At 37.5% G+C, this 12406-nt stretch carries 12 protein-coding genes; 2 read left to right on the top strand and 10 right to left on the bottom strand.

Annotated elements, in window-relative coordinates; genetic code table 11:
• Nucleotides 1–447: 447 nt before the first annotated feature.
• Together CVU84_06800 and CVU84_06795 are read right to left on the bottom strand one after the other, a co-directional pair.
• Nucleotides 448–2013: a hypothetical protein gene (locus CVU84_06800; GenBank protein ID PKM95025.1), complete on the bottom strand. Its 1566-nt coding sequence runs from the start codon at nucleotides 2011–2013 to the stop codon at nucleotides 448–450.
• 1 nt (nucleotide 2014) lies between these two features.
• On the bottom strand, nucleotides 2015–2359 hold the full coding sequence (locus CVU84_06795) for a four helix bundle protein (protein ID PKM95024.1): 345 nt from the start codon (nucleotides 2357–2359) through the stop codon (nucleotides 2015–2017).
• 213 nt (nucleotides 2360–2572) lie between these two features.
• Between CVU84_06795 and CVU84_06790 the strand changes: the two genes are divergently transcribed.
• Entirely contained in the window at nucleotides 2573–5095 is a 2523-nt protein-coding gene (locus CVU84_06790) for a hypothetical protein (protein ID PKM95023.1), read from the top strand.
• Here CVU84_06790 and CVU84_06785 read toward each other — a convergent pair.
• The 5 genes from CVU84_06785 to CVU84_06765 all read right to left on the bottom strand — a co-directional run bounded on the left by CVU84_06785 (nucleotide 5023) and on the right by CVU84_06765 (nucleotide 8486).
• Nucleotides 5023–5481 (bottom strand): hypothetical protein, encoded by a 459-nt coding sequence (locus tag CVU84_06785; protein PKM95022.1) that lies wholly within the window; start codon nucleotides 5479–5481, stop codon nucleotides 5023–5025. The genes CVU84_06790 and CVU84_06785 overlap by 73 nt on opposite strands.
• 112 nt (nucleotides 5482–5593) lie before the next feature.
• Entirely contained in the window at nucleotides 5594–6208 is a 615-nt protein-coding gene (locus tag CVU84_06780; protein ID PKM95021.1) for a hypothetical protein, read from the bottom strand.
• Between the two features lie 276 nt (nucleotides 6209–6484).
• Nucleotides 6485–7003 (bottom strand): hypothetical protein, encoded by a 519-nt coding sequence (locus tag CVU84_06775; GenBank protein ID PKM95020.1) that lies wholly within the window; start codon nucleotides 7001–7003, stop codon nucleotides 6485–6487.
• Nucleotides 7004–7040: 37 nt separating this feature from the next.
• Nucleotides 7041–7505, bottom strand: a complete 465-nt coding sequence (locus CVU84_06770; protein PKM95019.1) for a hypothetical protein — start codon at nucleotides 7503–7505, stop codon at nucleotides 7041–7043.
• Between the two features lie 138 nt (nucleotides 7506–7643).
• A complete protein-coding gene (locus CVU84_06765) occupies nucleotides 7644–8486 on the bottom strand; it encodes a hypothetical protein (protein PKM95018.1) in 843 nt (280 codons plus the stop codon).
• Nucleotides 8487–9108: 622 nt separating this feature from the next.
• On the opposite strand from CVU84_06765, the gene CVU84_06760 reads away from it, so the two are divergent.
• A complete protein-coding gene (locus tag CVU84_06760) occupies nucleotides 9109–9741 on the top strand; it encodes a hypothetical protein (protein ID PKM95017.1) in 633 nt (210 codons plus the stop codon).
• Nucleotides 9742–10041: 300 nt separating this feature from the next.
• Here the strand turns inward: CVU84_06760 and CVU84_06755 are convergent, their stop codons facing one another.
• The 3 genes from CVU84_06755 to CVU84_06745 all read right to left on the bottom strand — a co-directional run bounded on the left by CVU84_06755 (nucleotide 10042) and on the right by CVU84_06745 (nucleotide 12143).
• Nucleotides 10042–10464: a hypothetical protein gene (locus CVU84_06755; GenBank protein ID PKM95016.1), complete on the bottom strand. Its 423-nt coding sequence runs from the start codon at nucleotides 10462–10464 to the stop codon at nucleotides 10042–10044.
• A 12-nt stretch (nucleotides 10465–10476) separates the two neighbouring features.
• Nucleotides 10477–11223 carry a hypothetical protein gene (locus CVU84_06750; GenBank protein ID PKM95015.1) on the bottom strand — a complete coding sequence of 249 codons (747 nt, stop codon included), beginning with the start codon at nucleotides 11221–11223 and terminating at the stop codon, nucleotides 10477–10479.
• A gap of 488 nt (nucleotides 11224–11711) precedes the next feature.
• A complete protein-coding gene (locus CVU84_06745; protein ID PKM95014.1) occupies nucleotides 11712–12143 on the bottom strand; it encodes a hypothetical protein in 432 nt (143 codons plus the stop codon).
• Nucleotides 12144–12406 lie beyond the last annotated feature (263 nt).

The following is a 12406-nucleotide window of genomic DNA, read 5'->3' as shown; positions in this document are numbered from 1 at the left end:
ATTTAATTTTATCACCTGTGGAAGTTATTGTCAAGTGAGTTTCTTTATGAACTCAAAAACTTTTAAGGAACAGATTCATATGAACAGTGACACCTTAAGAAAAACTGATCTCAAGAGTTGAAATCAGTTTTTATAGCTATATAATAATAAGTCTTTAAATAGTTCTAAGCAGCCCTACAAATCAGAATGTGAGGGGTATTCTTACAAGCAATACTCAGCCACTGATGCCGTTTATAAATGTACTTTTACCAGTCTCAAAACACCTTCCACATGTGTGGGGTGTGGAGTCACAGAAACTATTTGTTCGCATAATTTAGGGAATATTCTTCTCACTATACCCCTCTCGAGCTATGCTAACCTGGCTGTGTACACAGAAATTATGTAAAAGGGTAAAAAAATCCTTTCTGGAAAAAATCACTTATACCCAGAAAGGATTTTTCATTTGTATTATTTTTGACCAGCTAATTCCTCAACTGTACGAACACTCATTGCCAGAGCCTGCTCTCTGGAGTTGTTTGCATAACCTACTGCTTTTTGAGCATCAGTTATAGCTCTTGGCATAAACTTGCCATCCGAACCCTTTATTATACCGGTCTTAGCAATATATAGACAGTCGTTTAATGCCCATCCTGAAATATCCTTATTGTCAGTAAATATAGGTGCTCCTTCAATAGAATAGTCTGCGTTCGGTGCAATCAATTTTATGGCGCGTGTTAGCATAGATGCTACTTGCTCTCTGTTGATAAATTCCTTAGGTCTAAACTCGGTGTCATTATAACCCTTTACAATACCCAACTGAAACGCTTTCAATATCTGAGGGTTGGTCGTATCAACAAATGGATTTGGTGAAATAGGTGTAGTAGTGGTTATACCTGATGCCTTTTCATACATTAAAAGAGCAACTTCAGCAAATTCTTCCCGAGTGATGTTTTTCGTCATGTCAGCACCTTTAAGGATATCTGGAATCAACCCTAACTTTGAAGCTTTTTCTAACTCTGGTGTTGCCCAGGTTGAGTTACCACTCCACTCAGGCATACCGTAGGAAAGGATGTTGGAGAATGGACTGTACAGCAACTTGTATTCAGTTGCTCCCGATTGCTGATATGCTCGTTCATCAATTTTGTAGCGTACCTTGACTTCATAAGCCTGAGCGTCATAATTGTCTAATTTTTTCTCAAAATAAGCGCTTACATCTAGATAGATATTTTCCTGTGTAAAGGAGGCAGTCCCAATATTTTTGAACTCCTGATCCCCCTTTTTTCTAAGCCAGATTTCAGTCCACATGGAATTACCCGAGGCAGCATTAAACATTTGTATTGCATCAGGATGTTGATCAAGCTGTAGTATAACCCAAGGAACCTTATTGACTCCCAATGTTTCTATTTTGGAGGACAGAATTTTGGGTGCATTTTGATTTAAAATTTTCATGTAGTCCATTTTATTGCCATTAGACAAGACATATTCATTCGACCAATCGGAAAATACTATGTTATTATTACCAAAATCAATTGCAAATCGGGATCTAAGCGTCATTGAGTGGCTTTTATACCAATCCCAACTAGTAAATGCCGCTTCAACTGGTACATTTGTATCAGTAGGAAACATGTTTTTGAAGGCAAGTTGTTGATGTCCTAAATAAAAACCTTTATCACCACCTGTCAAACTATTGTAGTAATTCAGTGTATATTTTGTAAATGTAGCCCCATCATCCCAATCTGAAGCATAATGCCAGTTTCCACTATCCGTCTTAAAATCTACCTGAGCCAGTATTTTCATACCATATCCACGTTCCGCATTGGTCTTGTTAATGAGCTCTCGTAAATCATCTGGAGCACTCAAGGTGCAATAAACAGATGTGCCCCTGTAATTAGAAGCGGCAAAGTTTTCCGGTGCACTGATTGTCGTTGGAGGCGTCGATTCGGCAGTAACAGGAGTAGCCATCGGAATAAGTAAACTAAATACCATTAGTAATGCGAATAACATTGAACCCCTTCTTAACTTAATTTTTTTCATTTCATTCACTCCTTATTTGGTTTTTTGTTAATAGTTTTGCAGTTTCATCCTTAATCAATTTACAATCATTTAGTATGGGTATGCTTTGGTTCTCGTGGAGAAAACCTGTTTTTACAAGCAATTCTAGTAAATACTCCGTTTCTAGTGACAACTCATAAGCTGTTACATAGCTTCCCGTCTGGTTTTTAGCATATTCTTTTGATATACGCAGATGAACACCAATGCTTGTACCACATTCTAGCAGTCTCTCGATTAAAGGGAATTGCTTCTTTTCTTCATCGAGATAATTAGATAGTTCAACAATGCGTATCCCAAAATCGAAGGCTTTAGCTAAAAGTTCATTCATAAAGGATGCTCCTCTCCTAATTAATCTTTATTCTATTCTATATGTTTACTTAAAAACCACAATCCCATCGATGTGATGTTTAGAAAAATATTTTTTGTTATGCGAAGCGCTTATGACAGGAAAACAAGTAAATATTCAATAAAATGGCACATTATTATTGTTAATTTGAATTTTAAATGATATATTGTAAGTAATGATGGAGGTGGAACCAATATGAATCATTTACAGACATCCAAACAAACACCGGCATCCCTGCCGGAAATTTGTGCCCCTCGCCCCGAATTGTTACGCACTTTTGAGCGAGCAGCTAAAAATAAGTACATATATGTTCAGGCTCCTGCCGGCTACGGGAAAACCATTTCGACACTTTTATGGCTTAAAAAAACTGATTGTAAAACCATCTGGATTTCACTGGATACTTATGATAACACACCTTTATTGTTTTATAAGCTTTTTTGCATGAGCTTGCTAAACGTTATTCCATATGACCAGGAAGTTTCCAATCTTTTAAAATCACCTGCCTTTAACGCAACGCCGATTGAATGTACCATTGATTTGATGTCACAGCTTTTATATGAAGGCCAAAAATATGCCCTTATACTGGATGATTTTCATTTCATACAAAACGAAGAAATAAAAAAATCGCTACCTTATATCTTAAAGCGACTTCCCATTGTTTTTACGGCTGTCATTTTAAGTAGAAAGAATCTTCCAGAAGCTGAGATTTCTTTGTATGGACAAGAAAATATTTCTCAGATTGGAATCCATGAATTATCCTTTTCAGACGATGAGATTAGAAAACATTTTGCGAGCTACGGTAGGTTTATAACCAAGGATGAGTCGATGGGCATTAAGGAGTATACAGAAGGTTGGGTAATTGCAATTAACACGATGGCAATGAGCGGTATCATTGACGTATCACATGAAAGCCAGAAATTATCCATTAATAGCTTTTTTGAAAATATATGGGCCCGTTTGGATGATCCTATGCGCAACTTTTTAGTGAAAACATCTGTTCCTGATAGATTTTCTTTAGAACTTTGTGAATATTTGACAGAGGCCGATCATTGTAAAGAAACACTGGATGTTTTAGTGAGCGATAACGCCCATATTTCGCTTATGGGCTCACAGTTCAGATACCATAACCTATTTCTAGACTTCCTACGCGATAAATTAAGTCAAAGCAACTTGGATAAGGCCACGCTTAATAAAAAGGTAGCTGATTACTATTTGAATACAGGTGATTTCTTGGCAGCTAAGAATTATGCCATGAAAAGTGGTGATATGTTGACCATTTCACAGACAATTCGTAGCTTTTACAGTATAAAGACTTTTTCACTCGATGAATATGTGGACTTCCACAAGCTATATAACTTACATAACATTCCAGATGTGATTTGTGATAAAGCGCCCTTACTCTACCTCGCACGAATATTTTTTGCATACTTAAATGGGGATGTCGATGTTTTAAAACATTTGTTTGACAAGCTCTTTCCTTTACTTACGTTAATTGCAGAGAAATATCCTGAATCCTTGGAAAATGCTACAAGTATCCTTTTGATGGATTGCCGAATAAAGCTTTCCGAACTAGATAAGTACATTGCAAAAATCCCAACAGTTCAACATACGCATACCTCTTTACAATCTCCCACCTTTACCTTTCAGCTTCCGTTTTTGCACAGATGCGCCAGGGATTTTTATGAAATATTAGATCCTCATGCTATGAATAATGTAAGTACCTTTTCAGAAAACATAATAAAGGAAAATCTAGAAATTATGTTTAAAGGTGCTGAATCAGGACTTTTGATGGAAAAAAACGAACTGCATGAAGCACTTGATCTTGCCCTTTATTTAAAAAGCACAATCAACGATAGTATGAGTCCTGAGTTTGTATATGCCATTTATGTTTTAATTGCTGAGCTTTATTTATTGCAAAACAAACAGGCGAAATACGAAACCACTATGAAGGAAGTAAAGGGATATATTTCGATAAGTTCCAGCCAATACCTTTTAAAAAATTTATCCGCGTACGAATCGAGAAGAGCTCTATTAAACGGTGAAAAAGCAGCCGCTGATCATTGGCTGAAATGTTATTATATTAATGACCATTCTTTTAATGAGTTTTACAAGATATATCGCAATTACACAACTGTTAGAGCTTATATAGTGCTTAACCAAATGGATAAAGCATACAACGCATTACATCAACTCAAGGCGCTTTCTGAAAAATATAGCAGGCTTCTTGACATTGCAGAAGCTGATGTTCTGTTGTCCATAATAGATTGGGTGACAGGCAAAAAGAAAGAAGCCCAAAATAGGCTTCGTCAAGTATTGGAATCTTTGCAACCATATGGCTTTATACGTGTGATTGCCAATGAAGGTAATGCCGTTTTGCCTATTCTTTCCTCCATTACAAAAAAATTGGAAAAGGAACCGGGGCAACCAGACGACCTGCATAAATATGTGAAAAAGGTATACATAGTGGCCTACGAACAATCAAAATATTTTAAGGGACTAACCCATAGCACTGATTTCGTTAAGGTTTCACTTTCTCCCAAGCAAAAATATGTTTTAGAGCTCCTTGCCAAAGGTTATAATAACGCTGAAATAGTTGAACTTACAGGTCTTAGTTTAAACACTATCAGAACCCACACCAAACTTATCTATAAGAAATTAGAGGTAAATAACGCTTTGGATGCAATCCTACAAGCGAAGCAGTTAGAAATCATTAAATAGTCATAAGAGCCGATCAACCATTCGTAACAGCTCCATCCTGCAGACATAATTAATTCATCCCCGCTTGCAATAAATTTATCCGCTACCTCCTGAGCAAAATCGGTTTCAGCAAGTGTTACATCGACAATAAAGTCTGAAATCATATGATAGTACGCCTTATCAATCCAATAATCAAAATCTACGGGAGTCATCTTTTTAGGGTCTGCTAACATTCCAGCTAGATACATCGCATCATAGTTTCCAGTTGCATATAGTTCCTCAACAAGTTGTTGGTTTTTCTTTATTCTTTTAGCAATTGGCTTCAAGTCACCTGTTGTAACGCCGAAAAGTGGTTCCCTCGCGCCTTGACTTTCATAATATTTCTTCAAAACTAATGACCCAGTCAATTTTCACAACTGAATCACTAATGTTATCGTCGCCAATAGTTGAAAGGTTGAAAAACCTCGCAGACATTGAAAAGATGGCGTTTGCATTATTGAACTGTGGCAAATAGAAATCTTACCAGGTGTCAACATGTAGCCTATCAACTAACTTAACTTCCTTCTGAGGATAAATTTTAGCATCTATTGCCTTATATCCAAATGGAATGATCGCCGCTACCTCTAGTTCCTCTGGAACATTTAAAATTTTCTTTATCTCACAAGTGTTCTGAGGAATAAATGTAACGCCGTACACTTCGCTATCAGCAAGACTTAGTAGGATATTTTCAATACAGCACCATACAGAAGCAAGGCAATTCAAATCATACACCTTCTCGCTAACACTCACTAGTGTTTTGGGTTTGTATACCACTACCAGTAATTCAGGTGCACTTAATATCATCTTTTTTTGCTTTGGCACCGCATCCATATACATACTCTTAACAAGTGCTTCATAACCCTGAAGATTTTGCTTTAGCTCATCTGTAGCCTCTTCAATCATCTTCTCTGTTTGAATCAAAGTAAAACGTGTATTAACGTCTTTTACTAAAATAAAATCCCATTCTTTAAGATGATTATAACTTGGAGCTTTAAGTCCAGCCTCTAGTGCCTTTTCAATGATCTCAGGTGTTACTTTCTCCTGTAAAAAATCTCTAACGGTTCTTCTCTTGCTTATTACCTCTGTAAACTCCATTTTTTACCCCCTTAATATTTTCTAATTTTCTTTATATTACTCACTTAATTTTTATTTTCAATTTATTCGAGCGCAACTCTCAGCTAAATTATATTTTAATAGATGCGTAGAACAAAAGTGGGTGAATTAACTCTACACACTAAAAATAGACTGACGTGAGCTTTTTGTAGGTTTACAAAGGTTTGATATCTAACAAATCAAGGAAGATACTACCAGTTCTTGACCTCTGGGAAGCGCTGGCTGTTGTCCCTTTGCTTTGGAATATATACAATCTGGTTACATTCTTTCTTCATAAAACATTTTTTCTCTTATAAACAGGCAGGCCTCATCGAGCGCCTTTGTCGCTTCTACAAACATCGGTGCAAGCAATGGGAAACAATGAAACATCCCTTTCCATACCTTTAAATGCATCTCAACGCCAGCTTTACTCGCCTTTTCTGCAAATCTTACCGAATCGTCTAAAAGCGTCTCATCATTTCCAACATGAATCATGATTGGTGGTAGCCCGTTTAGATCTCCAAAAAGTGGGGAGGCATATGGATGCGTTGAATCCCCATCACCCACATAATAGCTTGTATACGTTTCATTTGCCCCTTTGGGCGTACATGGGTCTGCCTTAGCTCTTGTTCTAAGTGAATCGCTGGAGAGTGTCATATCTGTACACGGGGAAAAGGCTACACATCCAGCTGGTAGCATGCCCCCTTCATCTTTGATTTTCAACATTGTTGCCAACTCTATACCTGCACCTGCTGAGTCCCCTACAAAAAAGATGTCACTTGCCAAATACCCTTCGATACAACAGAACTCTTGGAATTCCGAAACTCCTTGAAATCTATACTTCCATCACTCTTTTCGATATATCTTTAGCTCTTTCTGCAACGGCTTGGATCTCTTTCTTATTCGGATGGCCTAATTTGACAAACAGTAATGCGCCTGTGCATGTTATCTCATCGACAACGTCGATGCCTTTTTCTACAAGCAGTGCACGAATATCTCTTTGAGTACGATGGCTGGTTGACACGCTACTAGTCACAAGTACAACCTTGCTGGCAATGGAAGCATCAAGCTTTTCGGCGTAAGATAAAAGCTCGGAATTACTCTTGCCGGCATAAATACCCCCGACAAGAAAGAACAGGCTAGCCTTTTGGAGCTGAGGATATTCAGAGATGTTTTTTGCTTCAATGTTTAATTCTTTCCCTATTGCCTCTGCAAGCTTTTTTGAATGTTGTGTTTTTGTTGCATAAACGACGCTTATGTTATTCATAATCATACTCCCTTCAACAATTCGAATAATCATTGTTTACTTTACCTATAAACAATGTTTACGATGAACTCATTTATACCATCACGATCCCAATATAATGAAATACAGATTTTTCATCCAGACTGGCAAGTGGATCATATCGAATTCTATAATCTTTTTTGATTTTTAGTGTTATAGTTCTGCTGTAACTAGATGCATGATCGGATTGATTTTCCCAAACGGAATGCCACCCGATGTTATAAGATAACGGCTTTCCAAGCTCTGTGCATCCAGCTTTTCCCGCAAAGTGAAGCCAAACCCGCCCAGATACTCGGCACACCTTTCAGTATCCATACCAAATTTAATCTGCTCGTCTTTTAGCTGCGTGTCGATAAGTGTGTATTCCCTATCCGTGTGCTGGAAGTCGAAGCTGAGCAGACTTCCGCGACTGGCGTGATTGCTGATTGTCTTAAGCATTGTATCTACTGCTTGCGGATTCAAGTAAAAAGTTACGCCTTCCCAGATAAACAGCGTTGGTAAAGCCTCGTCATATCCTGCTTTACCAAGTATTTCGAACAGGTCATCATGATTGAAATCGATTGGGACAAAAATTACATTTTCTGGAATTGTCACGTTGCCTTCCATCAGCTTCCAGCACTTTTCCTGCTGCGTTATGACTGTGTCCGTATCGAAAATGACGGCGCCACAGCTCAGACCGGCAAACCGATAAGCACGGCTGTCATATCCCGCGCCCAGTAGCACGATTTGAGAAAATCCGTCACACAGGCATAGCTGAAATAATTCGTCAAAATATTTTGTTCGCGCTATGACATACTCATACAAACCTTCGGGAATCATCTTTTTGATCTGGTTACGAAGATCGCGGAATTGAAGCGGCTTACGTTTATCGTCTGGCAAGAACAGCTCAGCCAGAGTGTCTCCGCCCCGGATCTTCGCGTCTTCCTCATAACAAGCCAGTGCTCGCAGAGAGGCAATAAGCATGGCCGTTTGAGAAGCAACTCTTTCATTTTTCATCGTAAATTCACCTCCATAAAAGCTTAATTAATGAAATGTCTATGCATTTTTTATAAATTCACCATGCTCATAATTTACTCTTACTCAACTGTAATTGTGCTTTGGAGAATACTATAATCCATAACATGTATCCGTAAATATTAATGCGCTCAAAAATGCCCATCATTGGTGTCGGTAGGTTTAATTCATAGTTGGGTTGTTCCATTCCAGCCAATACGCCAAAAACAACAAACAGCATCATGGTGACAATGGAATAGACGCTCCTGCGATCATTGCAGGGAACGTTACGCGGTAAGTGCTTGTATCCTTTATGGTCGGTCTCGGCCGTTTTGGTTGCAGTTCTGCTAGGTACCTGACGCGCCACTCCGCTGATCGACACATACGCATATTTCAAGTATTTCGCCTTCAACTCACCGAAATGACGCCCTAAGTGGCGACACGGCCTGCCAAGGCTTCGTTATTGCCTGTCGGTGAGTATGATATTATTGCGATTTCCATATACAAATCCCCTATACATTTTCGTTAAACTATGGTATTCTATATTCGATTAGTATACCGCCAGTTTACTTTTGAGATTAGTATAACGCCAGTTTACTTTTGTGTCAATAGGAGAATTTAAAAAATGAAAGAAAATTTATCGAAGCGTGAAGCGAATAAAATCCATAAAAAAGAAACCTTTCTTGACGCGGCAGAAAAGTTATTTGCAGAAAAGGGCTTTGAAAACACTTCTATTGATGAGGTGGTTAAAAAAGCCGGTCTTACAAAACGTACACTGTATCAATATTTTCAGAGCAAGGAAGATCTCTACTACGCCGTTGCGCTAAGTGGTGCACGTCTGCTTGCCAAGGCCTCCTTCGATGCCCTTGAACGCGGCGAAAATGTGAGGGATAAGATTCACCTAGCCAATCTCGCCCATCTTTCCTTTTACAAGGAGTATCCGGACTCATTTCGCATTTTGAACTACCTGCCGGCCAACCAACAAAACATCGAAGCCAGCCCTCATTATCAGGAGATCAAGCAGATAGATGCCGCTCGGATGAGATCTCTCGCTTCTCTGAGTGAAGCTGCTTTATCTGACGGCAGTATTAACCCAAACCTGGACATGCAGAAAGCGATGTTTTTCGGTTTCTTTTCTGCTTTCAGTCTGCTTTTTACCGTCGCCTTCACGGATAAAAGCATTTGGCAGGCTCTTTCGATGGATGAGGATGAATTCTTAAAATTTAGCTTTAATCTATTTACGAACGCATTGAAATAGCCATTTCATTGTAGCGACAAGAAGTCATCTATAGAATGTCCTATAAATCAGACCGAAAATTGCACTTTTTAGTCCCTATCTAAATAAATGTATTATGGATAAAAGCTATCGACTTACTATATCCCGTAGATATGTCCCCAAATTCAAAAAGCCCTTGAGCGCATTAAAGTCACTCAAGGGCTTTTATCATTTGGTATTGCTCGCTAAAGTCTTTCCAGCTTAACCACCGTCTCACAATGCCTTGAGGATACAAAAAAGATGACAGTTGAACCTGGCAGGGCCTTAGCGGAGAAGTATTTTCTATCCTATTAGCTTTTTCAACATCTTTAGAAATTCTTTTCTCTCGTTTTCCGAATCCAAACGACCTAACAACATATCCATGATCTTTAGTTCTAGTTCATAATGCTCATTAATTGTCTGCTTACCATCATCTGTCAATGTTATAGAAAAAGATCTTAAATCTTCCTTACAGATAACTCTCTCAATCAGTCCGTTCTTTTCCATTCTCTTAATTGCACTACTCAATGTACTTGGGCTAACAGAAAGCTTAGTTCCAATATCTCTCAATATCATTGTTTCATTTTCTTCCAATAATCTAAGTATATTTACATCAATTATCGATGCACCTTTTAATTTCTCTGTACACACCGTTATATCGCCACTTATCATTATCTTGTGCCATAACTGTGCCAACTGCTCCGAATTCTCGTTTTTACTTATCATACTTTTTCCTTTCTAAAAAAATATACTTGCTATATATTTTGTTGCTTTTTCTTGATTATAACATTCAAGAGGGTGGCTCTCAATCGAAATATCGACAGTATCACTGATTTCACTTGCACATAGATAGAAATGCGACATAAAAATTCCAGCATCAATTCTACTGTTACCTACCAGAAAAAAATCTGCTCTTTTCTCTTTAATAATAATTCTTACTGGTTGTCCATTATTGGATGACGGTGCCAAAATAGACATTTTTACTAAAACGGCAATTTCTTCATCCGCTTTCACTTCAGGGTAATTCATACAGATTTCTTTAATATCTTTCCTTTTTGTGCTTCCAGCTATCTTTCTAAAATTGTTATTTAAAAATCCTTCATTCTGCGCTACGCCAAATGCTATTGCTACACCAATCCGTTCATTTTCCTTAATATTAATTTTTAAATTCAATGCCTTTCTGTCAAAAGTACCTATCCAGCAAGTTCCATATCCAGCTGATGTAAGTTTCAGCACTTCAGGTTCCAATGCAAATCCTAGTTCTTGCATTCCTTGGTCATCTTCACATATTCCGATTATGCAATATGGTGCGTTAATCTTACCAACTCCCCATAAAAAACCTAGTTTAGCAACTTCTGTTTCATCTTCAGCCGTCAAGACTTCAAATCTCACCCTAGAAGTGCCGAATTTAGGTGTGTATTTCTCCAAATCCTTCTGTATTTCTATTAGAATATTACTTTCTATACATGTATCCTTATACCTTATCCTTCTGTATTTCTATTAGAATATTACTTTCTATACATGTATCCTTATACCTTCTGACCGATTTTCTTATCAGTACACTTTCTTTTATGCTCATTATTTCTCCTTTCGTATATTACGTAGTTCGTATTGTACGATATGTATATCATATCCCAATCTAATTGTCAAGCATTATAAAACTATTAATACCTTCCTCATTTATAAAGAATGGGTTGTCCATCGAATTTTTTCCTATCTATAAAAGACGTGAAAGCATCGCTCTCACGCCTTATTCTAACTGTGCTCGTCAAATGCATCCATCAAAAGAAACGGGTCAAAGTCAGAAACATCATTATTTCCTAACACTCTGACAAGTCTAACACCTGCGCAGTCCATTCCATTTTTTCCTGTTATTATTTTCCTGATACTTCTAATCTCATTCATTATTTACTCCCCTCTAATAAAAAATTAGTTAAAATTGCTGTTTATATCCATTAATGTATACCTCATAGTCAGACAACTACAAAAACATTTTTTCCTAATTGTCTGGTACTCCAATTTGATATTACACATTCATCCAAATAGAATGCACGTGCTACTTCATCTTCAACCTTTAGTATTAATCTATAATGAGTCCAACTTAATTGGTCACTCAGTGCGTGACAATTTTGAAAAGCACTATAAAACTGCCTCATATATTTTAGGTTTGTCACATTATAACCTTTCCCAAATTCCTCAGTCAATTTTTCTGATAAGTATTTCAATAACCCTATTCCATACTCCGCTCGCTCATTTTCTCCCTGTGCTTCGTAAATCTGTTTACCAATGTTCCAATATGTTACTACCATAACAAAATTAACTGTAGCATATACTTTTTGTTGAGCAGATTCAACAGCTTGTTTAATATTCAGATAAATTATCTCATCATTCAAAAATTTCATCATTAACTTCCCCCTTTCATGACTACCTCTCAACTAACGTTTTCTATATCTAAAATTATATCACACCAACAATAATATCAAAAGTTAAAGCCTCTTTTTAATGATAAAAACTAACGAAAGCGTCTCAAAAAAAAGAACGTATCCTTGCCTCACTGAGTAAGGATGCATTCTTTATTTATGTTTCCGAACCCTTGAAATCGTAATACTGCGTACCAACTCAACTCCAGTGTTTATAAACGTTTCAACAGACAACAGGTCTCCACATG

Source organism: Firmicutes bacterium HGW-Firmicutes-1 (assembly GCA_002841625.1).
Classification (GTDB): Bacteria; Bacillota; Clostridia; order Lachnospirales; family Vallitaleaceae; genus HGW-1.
Note: the sequence above shows the minus strand (reverse complement) of the source record. Positions and strands in the feature narration are given on the sequence as shown.